20 protein-coding genes are annotated in these 25025 nt (G+C 44.7%); 9 read left to right on the plus strand and 11 right to left on the minus strand.

Annotation, left to right across the window (positions count from 1 at the left end):
* Positions 1-1205 precede the first annotated feature (1205 nt).
* Both H8Z77_RS02755 and cysK read left to right on the plus strand, forming a co-directional pair.
* Positions 1206-2495, plus strand: a complete 1290-nt coding sequence (locus H8Z77_RS02755) for an O-acetylhomoserine aminocarboxypropyltransferase/cysteine synthase family protein (protein ID WP_069988572.1) — start codon at positions 1206-1208, stop codon at positions 2493-2495.
* Between the two features lie 14 nt (positions 2496-2509).
* Positions 2510-3442 carry a cysteine synthase A gene (cysK, locus tag H8Z77_RS02760; protein WP_186996116.1) on the plus strand — a complete coding sequence of 311 codons (933 nt, stop codon included), beginning with the start codon at positions 2510-2512 and terminating at the stop codon, positions 3440-3442.
* Here the strand turns inward: cysK and H8Z77_RS11560 are convergent.
* Positions 3416-3547 (minus strand): hypothetical protein, encoded by a 132-nt coding sequence (locus H8Z77_RS11560; protein ID WP_270739566.1) that lies wholly within the window; start codon positions 3545-3547, stop codon positions 3416-3418. The two genes, cysK and H8Z77_RS11560, sit on opposite strands and share 27 nt — an antisense overlap.
* A gap of 435 nt (positions 3548-3982) precedes the next feature.
* Here H8Z77_RS11560 and H8Z77_RS02765 point away from each other — a divergent pair, with 435 nt between their 5' ends.
* Positions 3983-4435 carry a hypothetical protein gene (locus H8Z77_RS02765; protein WP_186996117.1) on the plus strand — a complete coding sequence of 151 codons (453 nt, stop codon included), beginning with the start codon at positions 3983-3985 and terminating at the stop codon, positions 4433-4435.
* A gap of 782 nt (positions 4436-5217) precedes the next feature.
* Here the strand turns inward: H8Z77_RS02765 and H8Z77_RS02770 are convergent.
* On the minus strand, positions 5218-6810 hold the full coding sequence (locus tag H8Z77_RS02770) for a potassium/proton antiporter (protein WP_186996118.1): 1593 nt from the start codon (positions 6808-6810) through the stop codon (positions 5218-5220).
* A gap of 344 nt (positions 6811-7154) precedes the next feature.
* Here H8Z77_RS02770 and H8Z77_RS02775 point away from each other — a divergent pair, with 344 nt between their 5' ends.
* Positions 7155-7790, plus strand: coding sequence for a hypothetical protein (locus tag H8Z77_RS02775; protein WP_186996119.1), 636 nt, complete (start codon positions 7155-7157; stop codon positions 7788-7790).
* A gap of 32 nt (positions 7791-7822) precedes the next feature.
* Positions 7823-8479 (plus strand): hypothetical protein, encoded by a 657-nt coding sequence (locus H8Z77_RS02780; RefSeq protein WP_186996120.1) that lies wholly within the window; start codon positions 7823-7825, stop codon positions 8477-8479.
* Between the two features lie 1424 nt (positions 8480-9903).
* Here the strand turns inward: H8Z77_RS02780 and cas6 are convergent.
* From cas6 to H8Z77_RS02815, 7 genes are all read right to left on the minus strand, one after another.
* Positions 9904-10572 (minus strand): CRISPR system precrRNA processing endoribonuclease RAMP protein Cas6, encoded by a 669-nt coding sequence (gene cas6, locus H8Z77_RS02785; RefSeq protein ID WP_186996121.1) that lies wholly within the window; start codon positions 10570-10572, stop codon positions 9904-9906.
* A gap of 80 nt (positions 10573-10652) precedes the next feature.
* On the minus strand, positions 10653-11861 hold the full coding sequence (gene csm5, locus H8Z77_RS02790) for a type III-A CRISPR-associated RAMP protein Csm5 (protein WP_186996122.1): 1209 nt from the start codon (positions 11859-11861) through the stop codon (positions 10653-10655).
* Complete coding sequence (gene csm4, locus H8Z77_RS02795) at positions 11858-12808, minus strand: type III-A CRISPR-associated RAMP protein Csm4 (RefSeq protein WP_186996123.1); 951 nt, start codon at positions 12806-12808, stop codon at positions 11858-11860. Before csm4 ends, csm5 begins: the two co-directional genes overlap by 4 nt.
* A gap of 11 nt (positions 12809-12819) precedes the next feature.
* Complete coding sequence (gene csm3, locus H8Z77_RS02800) at positions 12820-13635, minus strand: type III-A CRISPR-associated RAMP protein Csm3 (RefSeq protein ID WP_186996124.1); 816 nt, start codon at positions 13633-13635, stop codon at positions 12820-12822.
* A 13-nt stretch (positions 13636-13648) separates the two neighbouring features.
* A complete protein-coding gene (gene csm2, locus H8Z77_RS02805; RefSeq protein WP_186996125.1) occupies positions 13649-14167 on the minus strand; it encodes a type III-A CRISPR-associated protein Csm2 in 519 nt (172 codons plus the stop codon).
* Positions 14168-14169: 2 nt separating this feature from the next.
* Positions 14170-16485: a type III-A CRISPR-associated protein Cas10/Csm1 gene (gene cas10 / locus H8Z77_RS02810; RefSeq protein WP_186996126.1), complete on the minus strand. Its 2316-nt coding sequence runs from the start codon at positions 16483-16485 to the stop codon at positions 14170-14172.
* A gap of 23 nt (positions 16486-16508) precedes the next feature.
* Positions 16509-17096: a hypothetical protein gene (locus H8Z77_RS02815; protein ID WP_186996127.1), complete on the minus strand. Its 588-nt coding sequence runs from the start codon at positions 17094-17096 to the stop codon at positions 16509-16511.
* A 52-nt stretch (positions 17097-17148) separates the two neighbouring features.
* Here H8Z77_RS02815 and H8Z77_RS02820 point away from each other — a divergent pair, with 52 nt between their 5' ends.
* Together H8Z77_RS02820 and H8Z77_RS02825 are read left to right on the plus strand one after the other, a co-directional pair.
* Entirely contained in the window at positions 17149-17463 is a 315-nt protein-coding gene (locus H8Z77_RS02820; protein WP_186996128.1) for a hypothetical protein, read from the plus strand.
* Between the two features lie 845 nt (positions 17464-18308).
* Positions 18309-18491, plus strand: a complete 183-nt coding sequence (locus H8Z77_RS02825; protein ID WP_186996129.1) for a hypothetical protein — start codon at positions 18309-18311, stop codon at positions 18489-18491.
* Between the two features lie 340 nt (positions 18492-18831).
* Here the strand turns inward: H8Z77_RS02825 and H8Z77_RS02830 are convergent, their stop codons facing one another.
* Positions 18832-22806 carry a glycosyl hydrolase gene (locus H8Z77_RS02830; RefSeq protein WP_186996130.1) on the minus strand — a complete coding sequence of 1325 codons (3975 nt, stop codon included), beginning with the start codon at positions 22804-22806 and terminating at the stop codon, positions 18832-18834.
* A 334-nt stretch (positions 22807-23140) separates the two neighbouring features.
* Here H8Z77_RS02830 and H8Z77_RS02835 point away from each other — a divergent pair, with 334 nt between their 5' ends.
* Positions 23141-24121 carry an AraC family transcriptional regulator gene (locus H8Z77_RS02835; protein WP_286165646.1) on the plus strand — a complete coding sequence of 327 codons (981 nt, stop codon included), beginning with the start codon at positions 23141-23143 and terminating at the stop codon, positions 24119-24121.
* 18 nt (positions 24122-24139) lie between these two features.
* A complete protein-coding gene (locus H8Z77_RS02840) occupies positions 24140-24676 on the plus strand; it encodes an SF0329 family protein (RefSeq protein WP_186996132.1) in 537 nt (178 codons plus the stop codon).
* On the opposite strand, the gene H8Z77_RS02845 is transcribed toward H8Z77_RS02840, so the two are convergent.
* Positions 24669-24857: a hypothetical protein gene (locus tag H8Z77_RS02845; protein ID WP_186996133.1), complete on the minus strand. Its 189-nt coding sequence runs from the start codon at positions 24855-24857 to the stop codon at positions 24669-24671. The genes H8Z77_RS02840 and H8Z77_RS02845 overlap by 8 nt on opposite strands.
* Positions 24858-25025 lie beyond the last annotated feature (168 nt).

Consider the following 25025-nt stretch of genomic DNA (forward strand, 5'->3'; position numbering starts at 1 on the left):
TCAAAATCAGCTAGTTTGACATTTACTAGATGTCAAACTTTCAAAAACAGTTTTTTATTAGCGGGATTCTTGTGGAAGGAGAAATATTTTCCTGGGACGAACTGCACTTCCTGTGGGACGAAATACATCCAATTTAGGGATAAAACGATTCGTTTTCTTGTAAAAGCAGCATGTTAACCAAAATATAAATTAAAATTTTATTTGAAACGCTGAATTTTTTCTCCCTGAATTTAGAAAAAATAACAAAAATATTGGCGTTTTAGGGATGATACGGATTATTTTGGGACGAACTGCATTTTTTCAAATTGTTACCATGAAAATTTCATGAAAACAATGGAAAATTTGGGATGAAATACAAAATATAGGGACAAATTGCAAATGCACCGTAATAATTACCAAAATAAAACAATGAAAAAACAAACCAAACGTTCGGTAGTCCGCATAATCCTGGAACAAATTTGCCAGGTTTACCTTCTCAGATAGAATGATGTTACCACCGAAAAATACCATAACAACCGTTCCAATTTCCATGTGTTCCTCCGATTGCGGAATCTTCTTCTCTTATGATGGTGGAACAGTGGGCAACAAACACTCCTATTCCATTCCTTTCTGATCGGATATCATAAAAAACAGAGATACATCAGCACAGGATTCCTTTACAATGGGAGGAAATTGTGCGGAACCAATCAACCAATATTGCCGTATTTGCAAAAACTGCATAAAACATAAAACGGATACACTCTACTGGAACCCCATCGGCCAACAACACCTCCAACTAAGGTTTTCTCCCTTTGTAAAATAGGATAGCTTGTTTTACAGGTAGGTTCTGCCAGCCCAATCCCAACCAGAAAAACAACTATTTTTGGGGATTTGCCCGCTGTTAGGAAAAAATTTTTTTGCAAATTTTTAAATACCTATTGACATGATAGGAAATAAGGTGTAATATAATAGCATCCAATTTGAGCAAGACGCAGTAAAGGAGGCGAACGCAATGAGAAATACAATTGTTGCTGTAAATACCATGTGTTGTTGTCGAATGTTATTCTCCCGGGCATATGAATATGGCTTGGTGCTTTGACATACCCATAATTGTGGTTGTACACAACACCAAAACGGATACTTGCCATTGCCCGGGAGCGAAAAGGAAAAGCCCCGGTTTTTTTATGCTCAAATTACTAAAATATTGACAAAGTGAGGACTATATCATGAGCAAATATAAATTTGAAACACTGCAATTACACGTTGGCCAAGAACATCCCGACCCCGCTACCGATTCCAGAGCGGTTCCCATTTACCAGACGACCTCCTATGTTTTCCATGATTCCGCCCATGCCGCTGCCCGCTTTGGGCTGGCGGACGCTGGCAACATTTACGGCCGTTTGACCAATTCCACCCAGGATGTGCTGGAAAAAAGGCTGGCTGCTCTGGAAGGCGGTGTGGCAGCTTTGGCGTTGGCTTCCGGCGCGGCGGCAATCACCTACACCCTCCAGGCGCTGGCACAGGATGGCGGCCATATTGTCGCTCAAAAGACGATTTACGGTGGAACCTACAACCTGTTGGAGCATACGCTACCCCATTACGGAATCAGCACTACCTTTGTGGATGCCCACAATTTGGAGGAAATCACCGGGGCAATCCAGCCCAACACCCGGGCAATCTATCTGGAAACCCTGGGCAATCCCAACAGCGACATTCCTGACATCGACGCCATCGCTGAAATCGCCCATGCCCACAATCTTCCTTTGGTGATTGACAACACATTTGGAACCCCATACTTTATCCGTCCAATCGAACACGGCGCGGATATTGTGGTACACTCCGCTACCAAGTTTATCGGCGGCCATGGCACCACCCTAGGCGGTATTATCGTGGATTCGGGCAAGTTCGACTGGAAATCCAGCGGCAACTACCCAGCGATTGCTGACCCAAACCCAAGTTATCACGGGGTTTCCTTCGCGGACGCCGTTGGTCCAGCCGCTTTTGTCACCTATATCCGGGCGATCTTGCTACGGGACACCGGCGCAACCATCTCCCCATTTAACGCTTTTCTTCTGCTGCAAGGGGTGGAGACCCTTTCCCTCCGGCTGGACCGCCATGCGGAAAACACCAAAAAAGTAGTGGAATTCCTGGCAAACCATCCTCAGGTGGAACAGGTGAACCATCCTTCTTTGCCCGGCCATCCAAACCACGCTTTGTACCAAAAATATTTCCCCAACGGTGGCGGTTCCATCTTTACGTTTGAAATAAAGGGCGGTCAGCAAGAGGCTCACCAATTCATTGACCACCTGGAAATCTTTTCCCTGTTGGCAAATGTGGCGGATGTAAAAAGCCTGGTAATCCATCCAGCTACCACTACCCATTCCCAACTCACCCCGGAAGAACTGGAGGAACAGGGCATTCACCCAAACACCATCCGTTTATCCATTGGCACAGAGCATATCGATGATATCATCGCTGATTTGGAACAGGGCTTTGCCGCTGTAAAAGCGGAATAGGGGAGGCGTTCATCATGGCTAATATTTATACATCCGCAGACCAGCTGATTGGAAAAACCCCATTGCTGGAACTGACACATCTGGAACACTCATTGGGGCTAAAAGCCAAAATTGTGGCGAAGCTGGAATATTTTAATCCGGCAGGCTCGGTGAAAGACCGCATTGCCAAGGCGATGATCGAGGAAGCGGAAAAAGCGGGAAAACTCACCCCGGATTCGGTGATTATCGAGCCAACTTCCGGCAACACTGGCATTGGTCTTGCCTCAGTGGCAGCCGCCAAAGGCTACCGGTTGATCATCACCATGCCGGAGACGATGTCGGTGGAGCGCCGGCAGCTGATGAAGGCGTACGGTGCGGAACTGGTATTGACAGACGGTACCAAAGGGATGAAGGGCGCAATTGCTAAAGCGGAAGAACTGGCGAAGGAAATACCAAACAGTTTTCTTCCTGGACAGTTTGCCAACCACGCCAACCCCAAAGCCCATTTGGAACACACAGGGCCGGAAATTTACGAGGATACCGAAGGCAATCTGGACCTTTTTGTTGCGGGGGTTGGCACCGGCGGCACCATAACTGGGGTAGGGCAGTACCTGAAAAGCAAAAACCCCAACATCAAAGTAGTAGCGGTGGAACCCGCTAGTTCCCCCGTCCTCTCCAAAGGGGTGGCAGGTCCCCATAAAATCCAGGGGATTGGCGCCGGATTTGTCCCCGATATACTGGACACCGGAATTTATGATGAAATCCTCCCTGTTTCCAACGAGGATGCTTTCGCCACAGGCAGGCTCATTGGACGCACCGAAGGGGTGCTGGTGGGGATCTCCTCCGGCGCGGCTGTTTTTGCCGCGATCCAGCTGGCGAAACGTCCGGAAAACCAGGGGAAAACCATTGTGGTACTCCTGCCGGATACTGGGGACCGATATCTATCCACCCCGCTCTTTGAAGGTTAAACCATAGCCGGTGTGTTCCTCATAAACCCTCTCCCCAACGGGGGTTCTGATTTCAAACCACCCATGGATTTCCTTGTTACCATCCAATGTTTCAAGCCACAACATGTTTCCCCCTTTGCTTAATGGGATTTTATTTGCCTCCTCCAGAAACAGGCAGATGGGAAACAGCTTCTCCCAATAAAATAAAAAAGCCGTCTTTTTTCAATAGGATTCGAGACCCTATTGTACCAAAGGCGGTTTTTTTGTTCCTTACCATTCTATTGGAAGAAAAGAAAAAAATAGTTTTCCCTCATTGGATTGGATTCCGCTCTGTTGCCAGAATCTGTGATTTTTGGATGAAAACAGGTCTGGCAATGGAATATTATCATCAGATAGCTCCAATCCCAGTCCTGTCCTTTTTTAAGGGATTTTTTTCATTAGGAAGAATGATACAGATAAAAAGGTCAAAATTTGGGCAGTCTGACAAACTTCGACAATTGGCATTGATTTCCTGGGATTGGTATATTATACTAAAATTAGAAAATAAAAGGGGGTTTTGGAATGAAGTTTGGAGCAAAACTAGCTTGCGTTGTACTGTGCGCTTTGTTTGTGGGGGGAAGCTGTGGATGTGGAAAAGCTGTGCCAGAATCTCCTTACCAAAGCGTTGGGGATGTCATTTTAGCACTGAAAGAGGCGGGGCTTCCTGTTACAAATGAAATTGTATACCAGGAAGAGACGGATGTTACCCCTGCCTACCGGCAAAAGGGGGATTTTTCTGACTCCAGGCTGGAGCCCCGGTATACCCCAAACCCTGATAACGGAACGGTGGAAATTTTTTCTTCCCCAGAAAAGATGAGGGAGAGGGCGGAAGAACAGGTTGGGTACCGGTTTTTGAGTGGATATGGCTACCAAATTAAAACCGGTATTGTTCTGGTACAGCTGGACAAACAGTTTACCAAAGAACAAGCGGAAGGATATGCGGAAGCCCTGGAAGCGGATTTGACGGTACTATAACCATAACGGCTGCTATTTTGGCAGCCGTTTTTTTGATGAGGTGCCCCGTAAAAAAGCTTTCGCTTCAAGTATCGAGCGAAGCGAGCTACTAAGCAATCTAGCAAGTTCATACAAGCTCGGAAAGAAGCATAAGTATCCGTTTACGGGCGGCGGAGTAGCAGATGTAAGAGAAAGAATGTTCAGTGCGTCTTTAGATACCCGCCAGTAAAATCCCGTTCTAGGGCTTAATCAAGCCTCCAGCTTTGCCGGAGGTCATGACTATGCTTCATGGGAAAACCCTGAGAGGATTTGTTACCAGCAAGCCTCTTAAAACTATTGTTTCGCTCCCTTACCCCACAGCCTGTGAATAGGTAAAATTTTTTGATACAGTCCCACCTCCCGTACCATTATCCACCTTGTTCGATGGTTAAAATCAAAGCTTTTTCCCCTTCCAGCAAATCCAGGGATTCCAATTGCGGGAACCCATACAGAAAAAAACCGCTTCACGTTGTTGTGGAACGTCAAACGGTTCATGATGTCTTTCGATGTGAAAAAATCCCCCGGTTTTATCGGGGGAAGAAAAAAGAGTAGCGCGACAATCCTAAGAGGGGAAGCTTTATGCGAGCCGAGAAAGGAAAGGCTGTACCGAAAATAGTACTATTTTTGACCTGTTTATGGCTGGCAGCTAGCACCTTTGATCGGAGTAAAGCCAGTAATATCCCCTTTTCAGGGTTGCGCGAGCCACTGGTTTTGACGAGGGGTGATATCTTCCAACACAAACCGGACGAGTGAAAGGGGACAGTTTAAAACCGGGCAACCACCAGTACATCGCCGGTTCGAATCACAGTATCTCCGCTGGGAATAATCGTCTCTCCAGGGCGCTGCACCATGACGATTAACGTCCCTTTTGGAATTGGCACCTGGCTCAATGGTAGGTTGTTCCACTTATGCCCTTTCTCCACAGTTACTTCCTGCATGGTGAGGTTTTCTCTATCCTCAAACCCTTCCCCTGCGATTACTAGGAGATCTCCTTCCTGAATGACAGTGTCCCCGTTGGGGACTACTACTTGGTCCTGTTTCCGAAGGATGATGGTTACTAAAAATTCGGCTGGCAATGGAATTTCTTTTAAGTTTTTCCCAACCCATGGGTGTCCTGTGCCGATATGTATTTTGACAAAATTAATATCGCTTTCCTCCTGGTAATCATTAAAGGTGCGACGGACATCCGCTTTGTTGTCAATCATCTTTAATTTTTTGGACACCCATGGTAGCAGGCTTCCCTGAAGGGAAATGGAGAACAGCACCACGCAAAATACCAGGTTGAACAGGTTGTATTTTAGGGGAACGCCGTTTAACACAGCGTAGATGGCGAACACAATGGAAGCGACTCCACGCAGCCCTGCCCAGGAGACAACCCCAATTTGCCGGAATGAGGAACGGAATGGCAGCAGGATCATAGTGGTTGCTAGAGGTCTTCCCACCAGCGTCATAAATAGCATAATCAACAACGCTGGAAGGATGACCGCAGGCAGTTCCGTCGGCGTCACTAGCAAGCCTAGCAGGAAAAAGATCATCATCTGGCAGACACCTGTCAGCACATCAAAAAAGTGGACTTGTTCCCGTTTATCTGGAATTTTGGCGTTTCCCAGGATGATACCACAGAGGTAGACGCTTAAATAGCCATTTCCGCCAATAAACGCTGGCAGAGCATACCCCAGCACCGCCACAGCAAACACAAAAATTGTCCTGCCCTGGGCGATATTAAAATGGAATTTGTTTAACGCCCATACCGAAAGCTTGCCAAGGAGGATGCCACAGCCAATCCCCAACACAACCTGCTGCGCCAACATCAATGGAATCGAAATCTCCTTGCCGGAAAGCATGGTGACCAGCACCACGGTGAGCATATAGGAGATGGGGTCGTTGGAACCGGACTCAATCTCCAGCAGGGACGCGGTATTATCCTTTAAATTCAACCTTTGGGAGCGGAGAATATGAAACACTGACGCTGCGTCAGTAGAAGCAATAACCGAAGAAACCAGCAGGCTTTCCAGCCAGCCAATCCCAAAACAGAAATGGACAAACGCCCCTACAAACCCTGCCGTCAGGACAACACCCACAGTGGACATCAGCACTGACTTTGCCAGGACGGATTTTGCCGCTTTGATGTTGGTGCCAAAACCACCATAATACATGATAAAAATAAGGCAAATAGAGCAGATGGTTTCGGATATTTGATAATCGTTAAACTGGATGCGGAAAACCCCATTTTCTCCAAAACAGATTCCCAGGGCAAGGAATACCAGAAGGGAGGGGATGGGTAGTTTTTCGGTAAAACGGTTGGATAGGATACAGATAATAATGACAACGCCAATCAGGAGCAAAACCCCAGTCACGGCATGCACCTCCTTTTTTCAAAACAATGCCGCGCTGAAAAAACTCCGGTAGGATTGGATGTTTTTTTACGGCCAAACTCATTTTTATTCTATTATATCACAAGTTTGGTCTATTTTTTGTGGAAAACGTAAATTCTCATTTTGCCAATAGCCCCCATTCCAATCGGTTCGTCTTTTCGAACAGCCACATTGTTGTTTCTATCTGAAATATATTACGAAAAAGTAAATATTATTTGTGATTTTGCCAATAAATTGACGAAAAGATAAGTGAATCTGCCAATAGAAAATAGCATTGGAAAGTAGTATGATAAAGATAATAATAGAAGAAAAGGGGGTTATCTTTTATGAGAAAACAACAAGATAGAACCTTAATTACCTGTGGCATTACCGTTATTTTGTACAGTATCCTGGTACAGCTCATCAACATGGGTAGGCTGCTGTTCACTTATTGGGAAGAAGGCCAGAGCCTGGATGAAACTTACAGCTACTTGAACCTGTTCCTTTGCTTTGTGTTGATTTCCATTTTAATAGGGGGTATCCTGCTTTTAATTCGGGGCAAACGGCTGGAATTTACCAAACCTGGTTTATTGGCAGGGGCCGCGCTGGTATTTTGTCTTGGGGCTGCGTCCATCCTACTATGGAGCGAAAGCCAGACCGAACCTTGGAATTATTTCCAGTACACAGCAGTCATTTTCCTGCAAGGGGTGATTTATCTGCTGGGGGCAATCCATCTGTTAAAAAAATTGGTGGTTGCCGCTCCGGTATGCGTCCTTTTGCTGGCAATGAGTGGTTGGGTTATCTATTCCTACACCGTTGCCCTCCCTACTGGAAACCAGCTAGACCATATCTTTCCATCCGTATTCCAGATGATGAGCATGTGGGGAATTGCCATTTTCCTGATTGGGGAAGGAATTGCGATTCTGGTATATGCCATTAAGGAAAGAAAAATCTTGGACAGCGAGGAAGAAGGGGAACTATAATTCCATGCCGTTGGAAGGAAAAAGGAGAAAAAATGTTTCGGGGATTACACAATTTAATCGATGATAAAAAAGAAAAAAACTGTATTTTTGCCCGCTATGGAGGGATTGTTTTTATTTTCGCCATAGTGGTCCAGCTTATCAATATGGCAAAACTATTCCTCCACCATACAGTAGGGGAAACCATAAATTCAAATACACTGTTGTTGACTTACATGACAGTGCTGGTTACCGCTTCGATTGCCCTGGCAGGGCTTTTACTGCTTGCCTATGGATATCATTTTATCTATCTGAAAGCAGCGCCATTTATTGGGGCAGCACTCCTCTGCTTCCTATCAGGGTATATAGTAAGCGGGTTTTGGGGAAAATTCCATACCATGGTTTGCTACCAATGTATTGTGATTGTTGGAATCCATATTCTCTTTTTTCTGTTGGGTGGGTTCCATTTGTTGCGGAAGCTTCCGGTTGCCCTCATTGGGTGTATTGCACTAGTTGCTACCAGTGGATGGATCTTTTTCCTTTACCTATTTGGGGAAGGAAGGCAGCTGGATGTAGAACCTTCTGTTGCTTTGCTGCATATTGTGACCATGCTGTTATTTGCTATTTTCCTGATTGCGGAAGGGGCTGCTATTCTGACCTATGCCATTCAACAGAAAAAAATCCGGAATAGTGAGCATGAAAGGGAATGGTAAGTTTACATTAATACGATTTTAGATGAATTTTGATTCCGATACCATAACGGTAGCCGGCGGTAATTGTTCCGCCGGCTACCGCTTTTTTTGGGTGAAAACCGAATCCAATCAAAAGAGTGGCTATCAAAGGCGCTAGCAAAAGCTTTTTTCAAGTGGCTATAAAAGACAATAGCAGGAGCTTTTTCAGAGTGGTCATAAAAGGCAATAGGAGCAGCCCATCGTTAGGCAGTGCAATCCCATCCCAAAACAGCTCCCTACACCTGTGTACCCTTACGGGTGTTTTTTTAATGTGCTTATAAAAGGCGATAGCAGGAGCCCCACTTATTAGGCAGTGCAATCCCATCCCAAAACAAGCTCCCTGCATATACCCTAGCGGGTGTGTATTGTAACAATGACAGTGTCGTTATTGCGTCACGTCATCAGGGTTGCCGTACCCTGGCGGGTGTATCTTTTCAGAGTGGCTATAAAAGGCGCTAGCAGGAGCCCCACTCTTTAGGCAGTGCAATCCCATCCCAAAACAACTTCCTACGCCTGGCACCCTCACGGGTGTGTATTGTAACGGTATGATTTTTGGATTAAGCGGTCTAAAAGTGTGTTTCCGTACCCTGACGGTGTGTCTTTTTCGAGTGGCTATAAAAAATGCTAGCAGGAGCCTCACTCTTTAGGCAGTACAATCCTATCCCAAAACAACTCCCTGCGTCTGCACCCTTGCGGGTGTGTATTGTAACATTGCTGTTAAATGCGCTAGAGCAATATACGGAGTTGCCGTACCCTGGCGGGTGTGTATTGTAACACAATAGAGCAGGGTATCTTTAGTAGCTCCACAGTTACCGTACCCTGACGGTGTGTCTTTTTCGAGTGGCTATAAAAAATGCTAGCAGGAGCCTCACTCTTTAGGCAGTACAATCCCATCCCAAAACACCACCCTGCACCTGTACCCTGGCGGGTGTGTATTGTAACTTACGCCTTGTAATACTCAAGACGAAGCAAACGAGTTGCCGTACCCTAGCGGGTGTGTATTGTAACTCTAGTTGAAATTGCTCAAATAGCACACATAATTAAGTTTCCGTACCCTTACGGGTGTGTATTGTAACGAATTTGTAACAATTGTGGAGGGATTACAATGCGCTGCCGTACCCTGACAGGTGTGTATTGTAACGGCGGGTCAAACGCATCCAGTATTTTCAAGTGATTGCGCACGCCATTGTGCGAACCTGTTTTTTTATGTTTATTCCACAGATGGGTTTTACAGAAAAAACCCTACAAGTCCAGCAATTCCGCCTAGTGCGAACCCAACGGATTCCCCTGATCACTTCCGGTTCGCACAAGTATGGAATGATTCACATCCCACTGACTTGGATGGCAATTTTCTGCTATCTCTTTCCATTATAATCCGGTTTACTGGGGATTGCAACTGGTTTCCGTCAAAACTCCTCCACCGAGCAGCCGCCCATTCCCAGGGCAGTTTTGCCGCCCACTCCGGTATAAGGCAAGGCGGATAGCAACAGCCGGAACAATTGCCGCAACGGCAACGGCCCCCGCACCGTTAACCGAACCCAGCCGGAAAAACCATACACGGTGGTATCCTTGATCGAGTACCTCCGGCTGCGTAGGCTGTAATCGGTTATCCTTGCCCGCTGCACCAGTTGTTCCAGCGCGTCCCCGTCCACTACATCCAGCCCGCAGTCCAACAGATGGAACCGGTTCATAGCGCTTTTCAAAATCAGTTCCACTGTGGGGTAGAGGGCATACTGATCCTGGGTGCGGAACACCGTAGGGGAAAGGAACCGCACCACATACGAGTCCGGCGTTTTATCCTGTCCAAAACATGCCTGGGCAATCTGGTCAAACCGGATGGTTTTCCGGCTCGCCTGTTCCACCATCAAATGGCAAGGGTATTTGTGTAGGGAAAATTCTTCCGTGGCAAGGACAGCTGGAGCAAAAGCGGAAACCAGTTCCCCGTCAAACAGGGTCAGGAAAAATTCCCCTTTGCCAGTGTCCTCTTTGTTGGGAAGCAGATAGTGGCACAATGGGCGGCTTTCAGATGGCTCGTGCAAGAAATCCACGTATTCCTCTGGGATGCAGGCGAGCAAATCGCTGTAAATTCCCTAAGCGTATTCCGGTAAAAGGCGTTTTCCCCCCTCATCCCGAAGGCTCAATTTCATCTGGACAATCAACGGAACTCCACCTCGCATTCTCCCATTAAAAAATTGGTGTTATCATATTTTGTGGTTTTCAACATGCGAGGGGATAGCCCTGGATTTTTACAATCCCTACAATGTTGATGTTTCCGGAATATCTTTTGTAAAATAGTAGAAGTGTATTTTACGGCGTTCCCTTGATAAATCGCCTGTAACAGGGTTTTGGAATGGAACCCAGCCCCGCCGCCCAAATACAGGCGGCAATCGTTTTCCTTTCCGTAATTTTCCCAGCCGCTAAATTGCCGGACAAACCAGTTGTTTTGCAGTTCATAGAACGCTCGGATTGCCTCTTCCAAATAATCAAAATTGATTTCAGCATCTTTTAAATAATCATCATTCAAAGTAATCTGAAAATGGATTTTGGTTCCCGGTTTGATACACTCCCGCACCAATAAAACAGGCTGTGGAGTCCCCACTGTGGAAATATCGATTTTCGGACAGATAATTAGATTTTCCTTTGGAATTGGAATGCTGTCCGAAATCGAAATCCCCCTTAAAATAGAAGTGAGCGCATTGCTGGAATCAATCTTTTTTCCCCTTTCATTTTTCAGATTCAAGGTGTTAAGAGAATTGTTTTCTATGTTCTGGGAAATAGAAGAAATTTCCTGATACGATTTTTGGCTCCAATGCTTCATTTTTTCTTTTTGTTGCCCTTTTGCTTCTTTTTCTTTATCAAGAAAGATAGCTTCCCCTTTTCCAGATAGCATTTTTGCCAGGATAGCTGTCCGCAGCGCCCCTTTGATACTGCTCCCCGGAACATACGGGTTGCCGTAAGCGTCCTTGATACAGGTGTGGATTTCCCGTAGGGGATCTTGTTTGGAACCTTTACCAACAAAGCAGTTACCCGCCGACACCGAATATCTATCCAGCTGATCCAGCTCTTGCTGGATCTTCTTTTGCTGGTTAGTTTCTCCTTGATATAGATGCTTTTGGAAAAAATCCTCATACAGCCGTTTTTGTTTAACGTCCTGGGCAAATTCCTCGTAAGCCTTCACCAAATTATTCCTGTCCAACCACCGGAAAAACGAAACAGGGTCCATCATGTAGACCTGTTTCGTTTTCGGAATCAATACAAATTCCTTTTTGGTCAATTTCTCCCCATCTCCAATAAACAAAGGGGCTTTGGTGGTTAAAACCAATTCTTTTCGTTTGATATATGGCTCTTTTGCTTTTTCTGTCATACCTCCACCCCCAAAAACAATGGTTTTAACATCCGGTAAGCGGGCTGTTTATCGGATGGCGCGACATTTTTCACAACCCCTTCAAACTTGTCAGAAAAACTGGAACCTGGGCTAAAAGCGTACACCGTCTGTTTTTTATAGTCCTGCTGGTGTACAAATCCACCCCGGCGGCACACGGTGTAGTATCCTGTTTCCGCCACTTTGTAATTGGAGGGAAGGCTGGTATTCAAGGTAACCCATTGTTTGGCGTTTTCCGTCCGCACCATTTTTTCCAGCTTCTCTGGCAACGGCATAGGGGTAAACTGAAATTTCCCCCAGCCGGAGCTGCGTTTTCCGCCGATCCCCGTCCAGCCCAACAGTTCCAGATAGGCTTCTACCTGTTTCTTTATCTCTCCATCCGCAAACCCCATCACGCAATATAAGCCGCAGCCTTGGTGAAAACGGGTTGCCTGGACAAAATAAGGTTCCGAAGTCTCTTCCGATTGACAGGAAACCTGAACCCGCTGCCGCTGGTCGGGGAAAGCGATGTTTGACACGATTCCCTCGCATTCATCCAGAAAATCCTCCATCTGGTCGAATTGCAGGTAGCGTTCCCAAAGGGAAAGGGGAATATAGGGGAGGCGTTTCAGCCGCTTACGGTTGTCACGGTCGTTCTCCATTTTTTGCAGCAAATCCAAAATCATCGGCTTTGGCAGGAACAATTCATCGTTCCGGTAGGGGAACAGGTCAGAAAGGAGGATATGGTTCTGTTCCGCATTTTCGATTAGACTTTCCACCGCCTGGTCAGACTGGTGGGAAGCCTCCACACAGAGGGCGGAAAAGAAGGTATCCGAATGGAGGGATGTCCCAGAAGAATGCAAAGGGTTTTGCCCATTGTCCGGCCCAATATGTACCGGTGTTAAGAACTTTAGCCGGTAGGCGGCATATATCAATTTTCTTTGATCCATAGGCTCACATCCTAATCCTTGACAGAAGAAGCTTCCGATTTGTTTTTATCGTTATCCCCCTCATCTTGCCCGTTCTTTTCTCCAACCGCGTTTTTTAAAATATTACTTAATTCCAATACAAAATTGCCATCCGAAAAATTCTGTGATGAAATTGGATTCTCCACGTTTAACCCGATAAAACGGATTCTCCCATAGCCACGGGTTCCGTTTCCGCCCAGGTAATCCAGCTGCAATAAACCCAGCCCCTTCGCCAGGACCTCAAAATCTGTTCGGATTTCCTCTTCGGTGTCCCCGTAAATATCGTAAACACATTGAAACGCAAATTCCGCTTGCGGTATTACCCGTTCAATCGAGCGGGGGTTTGCAGCTCCAGTGAGCCTTGTGATGGTGTTTTCAGTTTTCACTTCGGTCACATCATCCGTACCAGGCAGGTTAATTAAATCTTTCCAATTGCTCAAAAAGCAATCAAAAAATTGCAGGCGGGAAACGGTCAATTCCTGGCTGGTTTTATCGGTGCTGCTTTGTGCGTTGTCTGATTGTTCCTTGACATTATTGTTGCTGGCGGATGTTCCAAACAGACGGATTACTTCAGATGGATCGTTGTCATGGTTTTTTTCTAAATCAGAAAGTTTATCCACGTAGTTCCGTGCCAGAAGAGACCTTAATTTCCCCTTGATACTACTTCCTGGAATGATGGGGAGATGGGTGAGCGGATCACGGATGACAGGGGAGTTCACCGCCCCAATAGCGGCGAATTCATTCGAACCCCCAATATGTAAACCAGTAACTACCTGGATGGTTCCGGTGATTTTTAATTTTCCATACATGGCAAGCCCCTCCTTATTTGTCCTTTTTGTTGGTGTAGTAATAATGGTAAGCCACCAGCGCTTCCATATAGTGCATGTAATGCATAAAATTCTTTTTGCTGTTGTTGATATGATCTAATCCGTTTAAAACACCGCATACTTTGCAAAATATATTTACATCATCAATCCGGCCACATTGGTACACCAGTTGATATCGGAACATGCCTAATTTTTCTTTTATTCCTTCTGGAAGCTGGTCATCCTTACTTGGGGTGGATAAAACCTGATGATAGATAGGAATAAACCTGTTATAGATATTGCGCATTTGAGTTGTAGTAAGCTCTTTAAAATCCAAGGAAGCACTAGCTGGTTTTTTTGAGTGTATCTTTTTATTATCGTTGATATGTTCACTGGTTTTAATAATCCTTTCTTCTGCATGATTGATATAAAATTGGTTATCTTGATGCTTCGAAAAATCAACTTCATATGTTTTGATGTCATTGATGTTACGTGAATTTTTCTTATTCGGCTTAGCACTATATGTTTTTTCCATATTTATTCCTCCTTGGTTTTTTCACGGTTCAGGTAGATAAAAAGCCGCATGGCGGTTAATAGCTGTTTCCGATCGGCTGAATTTTTGATCCAGTTCAGCATATTGGCGGAAAATTCCTGGTAAGCCTTTTGTTTGGCGGCATCATTTTTTCCGGATTTTTGAGGGGACATCCTTGCCAGCAGATAGGCTGCCCTTGCAATCCGAATTGGCTCGTCTAGATTTTGCTCCAAACGGCTGATATGTTCATATAGGTTGAATAAAAAGCTATTCCCGCTCCCTTGTTCCGATGGTTCCATTTTGGAAAAATAATTCTGGATTGCCCGCAATTTTTCCATAACAACGATATTTATAAATTCCTCCCAGTGGTAGGTTGCTTGGCAGTAAAGCTGGAATTTTGTCGCAGTTTCGTCCTCTGGATTGCCAGCCTGCCTGGTATCCATTCCAAATAGGGCAACCCCGTTTTTGTGTTCCAGTTTTTTGGCGGCACTTTCCAGCATACCAGTTTCGGACGCCATAGCCTGTAGCGGGTATTTAAACGGGAAAATCCCAATCCCGGCGGAAAAAGTGAGGGTGCCATCGGTATATCTTTTTAAACATTGGTATAAATCCACTGCGGCTTCGATGATCTGGTCCCATGCGCCCGCCAGAAACATATCGTCCCCACCGGAATAAACCACCACAAGTTTTCGGTTGCCGTTTTCCGGTGTTTTGGATAGCGAAAATGGCAGATACGGCTCCCCATTTTCTTTGGTAAGCTCGCCAAATTCACCACGTAAAATACAGTTGACATGATGTTTGAAAAAGAGGGTCAGTTGCCGGGAAAGTTCGTTGGTCCATCGCAGGCGGCAGCTGCCATCCTGTGCGACGTCATCTCCAATTTTCTCAAAAGTCTTGCCCAACGAGTCCACGTCGGCGCGCAATACTCCAATCCGGGAAATCCCCTGAGATAATCCCGCTAGCTTCTCAAAGGTGGGCATTGGATCTTTTTCTTTCTCCTGATAAAAATAGTTTCCCAGATAAATGGGGATTTGTCCTACATCAACTGGCTTTTTCGGATTGGGATGGTAAACCCGAACGTTTTTTCCCTGCCGGGTGAAAAGGCTGTGTCTGTCGGAAAGCATATATAAAAACTTCGTGTTCCCATCGGCTGCCGGCAGGCGCAGGAACTTATTTTTTTCATGATCTGTTGATTGACACGGATCTTCTTGGCGATTGGTGATTACAATCAAGTTATCCGAACTCATTAACTCGCTGGAAATTTCCTGGAACTCCTGGCAGTTCTCACAAACTCCGTCCTGGTTTAATGTACTGCTAGTGTGGCAAATCCTGCATTCCCGCCGATTGTCTTTATTCTGTTGTTGGTTGAGTTTTTCCAACTGCTCGCCAGTGTAACGCTGATATTTTTTCTGAATGGATTGTTCCGATAACTCCTTAAAAACATTCTGCCATTTTTCCTTGTCCACCAGTTGTTCGGCAGAGCAGGGGACGCAGCTATAATTGGCATAGAGGGAACCTCCCAGCTGTTCCAGCAGCCAGTTGTTCACATCGCTGAACAGATTCGAAATCTTTTCCTCTGCGTCAGGAGAGTTGGGGAGCAACAAATATCCATTTCCCCCACCGTTGTAGAGCAGATTGGCTCTAAAAAGGGAAAACTGTTCCAGCAATTCATCCATCAAATGTTCCACCAGAACATCAACGTAAAACGATCGGCTCCGGAGTATTTTCAAGGAATCTTTTCCTGAAACCGTATAGATAAAATCCTGGATACCGGAAAACCCACAGGAAACCAGCAAAAAAGGCTGTTCCGGAACAAGGGGTTGTTCCATACAGCAGGCGAAACAACAGCTGAGGTGGATGCGCTCAAACACCGAAAGGTAGGGATAGCCGGAAGGATAATAGTAGAACTGCCTCCGGCAGAGTTCATAAAGCGCCAGCACACCATCGTTGGTGCAGGGTATCCCCTTTACCTTTTCTAAAAATTCTGTTTTTCTATCGGTGTAGTTGTGCGGTTGCCCCTCCTGATTGGTGGGATATTGGAAGCTGTTTTCCGTCATGGCGGAATAGATTTTACCGTTCGCCATCGCATCCCCTTTTAAGACATCAAAAATGCAGGACAATGGCTGGAGGGTCCCGACTTTCTCTTTCTTCTTTCCCAAAACAAGCCGGTCCACTTCGTTATCCCATTGGGTGCTTTCCGCCGATCGTTTGTAAGCCTCCTTCCATTTGTCCCACAGTTGGGTAAATTCCTGTTCCGATTCCCCATATACCTCCTTCAGAATCCGGAATATCTGGCACACCGCCATTTTTGTTGCTTCCATTTTTCCACCTCCGAACCAATCTGTTAATGATACAAAATAGAAAAAAGTAATTGTTTTAAGGTCAATCTCATATTCGCCATAGCAGTATAAAATCTGGGTAATGTATAAAACCCTTTTAAATTATTCTTTGGGTAATATAAAATGCCATATTTTTCTGATTTTTCGCATGCCTCACAAAAATACTTATAGGTTTTAAAATTCTTAGGATAAATCCATTCTTCTTTTGGAGGTACTTGTTTGTTGTTGTGATTGTTATTTTTATCTACAAAATATTTAGCTGGAATTTCCTCCCCTTCTTGTATTGCAAAATCCTCTTCTTTGTCTATTTCATAAACAATCACATCATAATCTTGGATAATTAACTGGAAATCTTGCATGCGGTAGCTTGGAAAAATTATTTTGCTGTCTACGTGAAATTTCAATAGTTTTAGTTCGTTTTCTACATAATTGAGAACTTTTCTACTATTCTCATTATCCGGTATTTCATTCCAATAGAAAAATAAAATTTTCTTTTGTCTTGCCATCTTTTCTTGTTCTACCGCATTTTTTAGATACTGTTTATTTTCTTCTCCGTCTATCATCACATACAATTGTTCATCAATTTGATCCAAATAATTTTCCTCAATCGTATTTTTAATATCGCGGCGATTGGAAAGCCCAGTAATGGAAAGAAGAAAAATCGCCAGCGCGCCAACTGCGGAAACCAGCCAGATCAAATGGGCTTCCTGGTCCTGGATAAATTCCCTGTGGCGTTGCAGTTCGGATTCCAAAAAAGCAACGGTCTGTTCCGTAGGGGAGTCCATGCCCGCCTGTTGCTGGGTGGTAATTTGGGATATCTGGTGTTCCAGTTCTTTCACCTTGCTGTTTGCAGTAGATGATATTACAATTGCGACAATCGGCGAAATTACCAAAACAAGAGCCATAAGGATGATTATCGCCCCTTTTGTACAGGATGAAATTGGACAGTGTTTTGAATGATCGTTGTTCTTTTTTCTCATAGCTCTCACCTCATACTTTTTTGATTTTTTCAGATTTTTCAGAGTGGTGATACAAGACGCTAGCAGGAGCCTTTTTTCAGAGTGGTTATGAAAGGCACTAGGAGGAGCCACATCTTTAGGCGGTGTGAGCCTGTCCCAAAACAGCTCCCTACGCCTATACCCTGGTGTAACATAAGCATAAGCTCAAGGCAGCAAAGATATCCAAGTTGCCGTACCCTTACGGGTGTGTCTTTTTCGAGTGGTCATAAAAGGCGCTAGCAGGAGCCCCATCGTTAGGTAGTGCAATCCTATCTCAAAACAGCTTCCTACATTTATACCCCGACGGGTGTGTATTGTAACGTGTACACTCATATGTGTACATGGTGTCAGAAATGTTGCCGTACCCTGGCGGGTGTGTCTTTTTCGAGTGGTTATAAAAGGCGCTAGCAGGAGCCCCATCTTTAGGCAGTGCAATCCCATCCCAAAACAGCTCCCTGCGTCTGCACCCTGGTGGGTGTGTATTGTAACTTTTGACACTTTCAGGAGACATATAGAGTCTATAGAAGTTGCCGTACCCTGGCGGGTGTATCTTTTCAGAGTGGTTATAAAAGGCGCTAGCAGGAACCCCATCTTTAGGCAGTGCAATCCCATCCCAAAACAGTTCCCTGCACCTGTACCCTCACGGGTGTGTATTGTAACGATGGTATCGAACAATCAGCTAAACTGTGGGAAGATTGTTGCCGTACCCTGGCGGGTGTGTATTGTAACTTAAATTTTTTTAGGAGGATTTAAAAATGACTACCAGTTGCCGTACCCTGGCGGGTGTGTATTGTAACGGCGGGGGAAATGCGCCCAATATTTTCGGGGGTTCCAGGGCAGAAAAATGCGAACCCTGGTGATATCACCTTCTTTTTAAAACAGATTTACATCCCAGCGGGGTGCAAACCCGGTATTTCTAGCCAGTGCGAATCCGCTGAGAATTTTTGCTCGCTTGTCATTCACGCCAAATCATTTGGAAGAATAAAATAATTTCAATCTATAAAAATAATAATTTTTGTGATTTTATTATAAACGAAAAATAGCCTGCACGCAAGTGATTTTCTGCAAAATATTTAAAAAATCTGGAAAATAAACTAAAATATGGCAAGTATTTCGTCCATTTCCCACATGAAATTTAAGATTAGTGGATTTACAGTGATTCTTTAGTCAAAAAACGGAACCAGGGGAGGGAAGATACTCAGTTTATGTTGAACAGTGCGATGGCATGAACTGTTTTTCCGGATGAAAAAATAAAAACGACCTTGAGCTCAAGCCCAAAGCCGTTTTGTATATTTTATTGAGAGAAAAGAGAAGAAGAAAACGTTATGAGTTATTTTTTCTTACGGGAGAGAACCAGTGCAACTCCTGCAATTGCTATTGCTGCCATTCCAGCAATTGGTGCAAAGTCGCCTGTTTTCGCTGCGTTTGCTTTTGGTGTGGTGGATTCCTGTCCTGTCTGGGCAATATCTTCGGTTGGAGTTTCAGCAGGGGTTCCATCTACTGCTACCAGGTTATCTATTGCTGTTTGTACACTTGTTACTGCTGCATCTACTTCTTCCTGGTTTGCGTTTTCATTGTTGTATACATCCTTTGCTTTTGCTACTGCTGCTTGCAATGCTGCGTAACTCTCTGCTGTGTATGCGTTTGCATCTACTTTGCCTGCTTCCGCAAGAACATCTTTCAAGATAGACTTATCTGCTTTGAACCGTAGATTCAGCATTGCATTTAATAAATTATCCGCTACTTGGTTGATTTCTGCTTGCATGGCATCGCCATCTTCATATACCGCTACTGCTATTTCTAATGCTGCGGTGAATTCCGCTTTGCCTGCTTCCACATAACGGTCAAGTTCTGCATTGATTTCATTTGCTGCTTCTATCAGGGAAGCCAGTTCTGTTTTATCTCCTGCTACAAATCCTAATTTATGGATTTCATTCAGCAAGGTTTTCCATGCTGCGTCTACTTCTTCCTGGGTTGCTGCCGCATTGCCTGCTACTGTTTTTGCATTTTCCAAAGCAGCATCAAAGGATTTCTGTACGCTTTCAATGGCATTGTCATATTCGCCACTTTCTTTGGCAGCTTCTGCGTATGCAATCACAGAGTTCAAAATGCCTTTATTTGCCTGGCTTTCTTCCAAAGAAACTTCGCTATATGGAACAATCACTGCCTGTTCTGGACCATAATCCACATAGTCGATATTGTAGCCCCACCAACTAGCGGCATTGTGTTCCACTTTTACTGCGCCACGTTCAAATTGAACGTTCGCCAAAGTAGAGCTGTATTCAATGACAATGCTGTTTTCACCGTCTACCAAGTAATCGGAAATATCTGCTACTGGTTTTGTCCAGCTAACACCACCGGTGTAGCCTGGTTTTTTGGAGCTTTCGGTTCCGCCAACTTTCTGTCCGTTAATCCATACTTCCATGCTTTCTTCCAGATTGTCTCCGAAGTCCAGGTAAGCGCCATCCGCTTTGCTAGCATCCCAGTTAAAGGTTGCTTCGTAGTGGCCTAAACCGGAAACCCCTTGGCCAACTTCTGGAATATTTGTCCAGGTTGTCATTTTATCCAGTTTTACGTTGATATCGGTTTTCTTAGTTGCTGTCTTGCGGTTTACAGTGGTCAAATCACCAATCGTTTCGGAGGTTTCCAAAATTTCGTCACTAGCTGTCCAGGATTCTACGGTCAAATCCCAGTCGGTGATGTCGTATGCTTCTGGAACTTCCACATTAGATTGATAGGTTGCGCCATTGCTCAAAGTGGTGTTGTAGGTCCCACTTTGGGTAGCGCGGATATTCATGGTTCCATCCTGAATATAGGCGGAATCCGCGTTAGTGGAAACAATATGGGTTTTTTCCTGATCCACTGCTTCAAAGGCGAATAATGCGATATTGTCATAATCCAGGTCAATTGAAATGACAGTCTGGCCGTTTTCGTAGCGGTATTCGCCCAGCTCGGTTACATCACCTGTCCATGGGTCGATAGAATATGGAATGAACATGCCATCCATTCTGATTTCAGTTTTAATGTTAGTGCCATGGTCTTCGTTCTGTACGCTTTCTACATGGCTGTTCTGATGGTAGTCATTGGAACAGTAGTTGTAAGCATATAAGTATTGGTTGCCGTCCTCGTCTTGACGGGTCTGGGTCAATAACTGATGGTTTGGTTCCGCAAAGCCAGCATATGGGGTTACGCCTAGTTCTTGCAATGCTTCGTAAACGCCATCATCATAACCACCGTCTACTTTGGCGTTGGCATAGTCAAATCCTTCTGGAGCGTCATAGATTTCAGCGGTCCGTACGGTTGGCAGTGTTTTCAGTTCTGCCATGATTGCTGCCAATTGTTCATCGCTGCCATCGTTAAATGGGGTTTTTTCTGCAGCACCGTCCACAATAACGACTTTCAGGCCTTTTTTCGCCCAATCCAAAATCCGTTCCGCGCCTTTTACATCCAGCCAATCCTGATAGAGGACAATTGCTTTATAGCCAGCGCTTTCGATGGTCTGGGTTTCTTCATTAAAGTAAACGTCATCGTCGTACAGGAATTCTGGGCTAAAGTAGTCATAAGTATAGCCGTTGTCCTGCAATTCGGTGGAGCGGTAGTAGACACCCTGGTGAGCAAGCTGCCAGTTCATACCAGTCATATCGTTGCCGGTGCCTCCGCCAAACCTTACGCCTTGTGTCCAACTATTGTGGATAAAGCCAATGTCGGTACGGGATTTACCGGTTTGCATCAGTTGTTGTACACGTCCCAAATGGGCGTTGAGTTCATCATAATCCTGGTAACCTGGATTACGTCTGCCAAAGTAATGGAACCAGTCTAAACCAAATACACCTGGTGCGAACCCTGGCCATGCGTAGTTGCCGTAGCCATAGTCGGAAGCCCAAACATGCCATACGATTCTTTGGATACCTGCCGAAAAAGCAGAATAAGCGTCGTGTAGATGCATCTGGGCGGAATAGTTATACGCCAGTTTGGTAGCACTGGTTTCGGAGGATAAAATTTTATTCTCCAGTTTGGAACCACCTGTCCATAAGCGGAACATATCCACCTGATTGTAATCGTTCAGGTTTTCTGTTTCCGGATAATCCACATCCATAATTGGCTCAGAGATTTCAAATGTTCTACCATAGGAAATCTGGGCGCGGGTTTCAATACCATAGGAGTTGAGCCATTCTTTTAATGGGGTCAGCATCCGTTCCCGGTACAGGTCAGTCATTACTTCCAAAAAGTCATTGGAAATTTTTTCGCGTAGATCAGTATTGTCTGCAAGGTCATAAGTACCAATAAATTCTTCATATGGGTTACGTACATTTGCCTGTACTCCATCCAGCAGGAAGAGATATGGGCGGATATCATAGCCTTTTCTTGCTATAAATTCATCTGCCATATCCTCTGACCACCAGGTAAATCCAGTGCTTGCGTTGATTTCCAAAGAATCCATAAACAGGTTTACCGTACCGTTTTTGATTTTCTCGTTCAGTTCTGGGTCGTTAAGGTAATGTTCTTGCCAGAATTCTTTTAGCGCCTGTACACCACGTTCATCAAAATAGTTGGTGGTGTAAGAGGTTTCCATAGATGGGCTGGCAGATTGTGCAGTACCCTGGCTCCAGATAGCAAAAATGCGGTAGTTGCCATCATCTGGGGCGGTCCAATCTAAGTTTTGTTCCCAAACATTTGCCCCTTGTGTTACCATACCGCTCAAATCAATCATAGAATCATAATCCACTATTTTATCAGCGGTTTCGCGGTAGGCGTACGCACCTATAAAGGTTGCCACATCCCTGCGTGTTTCTGGAACAGGCAGTGCGGTTAATTTACCGGAAGCTTCTACTGTTGTGCTGCCCAGGCAAACATTCTGCATTGCTGCCTGGCTGTCCGGGTCAAGCCCTGGAACGTTGGAAGTAGACCAGTTGGTGCCAGAAGTCAGGGAAACACCCATACCCAAATCCAGCAGCTTGTTCATCATCAGTTTCCATTTGTGGGACCACATTTCTGAGCCATAAGCATAGGTATCATCATCTGCGCCCATGTCTCCTTGCATACAAAGTTCCACATTGCGGAACCCCGCGTCATAAATTGCCTGGATTTCATCCAACAGTACTTCGTCGGTGTTGGCAGCCTCGCCAATCCACCAGCGGATATCGGTGCTATAGGTCCGGTCAGGGTCCACATATTTTTCGGTTAACGTTTGCTGGAAACTTTTTGCTTCCGGCGAATTTGCGTTAGTAGCATTGGCCACTGTGCCGGTTGCGATACTGGCCAACATGCCCAGGGCGAGTATCGAAGATAAAATGCGTTTTTTCATGTTTTTTCCTCGTTTCTATTTTACTTTATGATGGATGGTTTCTATTTTTATTTATAATAGCTTGTTCCTCCTTTCCAATGTAATTTGCCATCCTATGGCGAGTGTTTCCTGAAAAGTATACGGATTGAGTTGGTTGATTTTGTTAAAATAAGGGATTATATGGATTTTAATCCAATTTTATCCGCTATTAAAAAGAATAGTTACTCTATTTAATACAATTCAGCTTTACTTTTCAATTAAATTATAGTACAATTTAATAAACACAACAATCTATCAGATAAGTTGTATTTGTATACCAATCAGGTTGTTTTAGGAGGGGAACATCGTGTTGACAATGGACCAATGTGTGGAACAGGTACTTATGGATTTTGAAAAGCTGAAAAATCAGGGAAGTAAGCAAAAAAAACAACTTGGGCATCAAATAACCATGGGAAAAATGGATGATAAGATCGAAACAAAACCTCTTTTTAATAAAAAGGGAATTGATATTATCATGCACTGTATCCCACCGGAAACCCACTGCCCAAAGCTGTTCCATAACCACGATTATTTTGAGATGGTGTATGTCTATCGGGGTAGTTTTGAAAACTGCATGCCCAACAACCAGTTCACCTTGCACCAGGGAGATATTCTTTTGCTCAACCCGAATGTATTGCATTCTGTATTCCGTAGAAGTACAGATGATTTGGTGTTTAATATCATGATTTCCAAACAATTATTCCAGGAATATCTGACGAACATCCTGGAAGATAACCAAATGTTTTCCTATTTCTTTTCGGATTACCTTTACCACAACACCAAAATCGAACGTTACCTCTATTTTCAGAACAGCGACAACCTAGAGGTAAAAGAATCCATTGAACTAATGATACGGGAATTTTTCAGCAGGGAACTAAACGCCAGCAGTATGGTGCTTTCCAGCCTGATTGCTTTATTTGCCCGATTGTCAAGGAGCTATCAACAGGAAAACAAGCTTGCCGTGTACGAAAGCGACAACAACCGTGTGATGTATCAGATAGTTACCTATATCAACGAACATTTTGCCGATGTTACCCTGAACCAGTTGGCGGAGTATTTTCAGTATTCTCCAGGCTATCTCTCCAAGCTGCTGCGGAAATCCGGCAAGAGTTTTTCCCAACTGCTGTTGGAATGCCGGCTGAATAAAGCCGCCTACTATTTAAAACACACCGACCTGCCCATTTCTCAGATTATCGAAAAAGTAGGATATCAGAATAGGGTGCATTTTTACCGATTATTTAAAGAAACATTTCACGAAACCCCAACCAGCTACCGGAAAAACACCTTGACTGGTTGATAAAGGAGGGAGAATCAAATGAAAAGAATATTGGGTTCCTGGAGCGGCATGCGGAACTATCTGGAACAGGAGATGCTGGCGGATTCCTTAAAAGGGAGGGTACAGTATTTCTGCAATTCTTTCCGCAAAACGGATGGATTTGAATTGATTGAAATTAGAGTGGATGGCAGGGCGCGGAAACGGTTTTCCTGGCAAACCACAGCGTTCCAGCACTATCGGGAAAAACAGAAACAATGCCATGATTACACTCCACGGGACGCATGGATAGAGTTTCACAAATTTATCCGTTTGCCTGTGGAGGAACGGGAAGAATTTACGGACGAGGAATTTTGCGAAGCCTTAAAGATATATCGTTCGTTGTCTATTCAAGAATCCCTTTACCATAGCAATCCAATTGTTAGGATGTTTGCTATTTTGGATAGGAGGGTAGGAAAACGCAGCCTTCTAAAACTCTCACAGCAAATACAAAAACAGCCCCATTGGCTGCAATATTTTTATTGTCTACGGTTGAAAGCGGAACACCTGTATTTGAATGAGTATCCTTTGCCTAGATGATAAACCATGGGGGAATGTAATCGGATACGGTTTTCAATCCGCCCTCATTTGGCGTATACTGGGTATAGATGGTCCGGTTTTCTGTGCGAACCAGAAGCGCCCATAAAAACCCGATAGTTTCGCACCAGCTGGAATTGCTGGATTGATAAAGGGCTTTTTCAATATCCGCCTGAATCGGCACAGAATAGCGTTACCATAAACATCTGTGATGGTACAAATGTAGGGAGCCGTTTCGAGATAGGTTCGCACTGTCCAAAGAGTGAGGCTGCTCCTATCGCCTTTCATAACCACATTAAAAAAACACCCGCCAGGGTACGGCAACTCTAAATGATAATTGTTAATCCAATCA

Origin of the sequence: Clostridium facile (assembly GCF_014297275.1) — a bacterium.
GTDB classification, from domain to species: domain Bacteria; phylum Bacillota; class Clostridia; order Oscillospirales; family Ruminococcaceae; genus Massilioclostridium; species Massilioclostridium facile.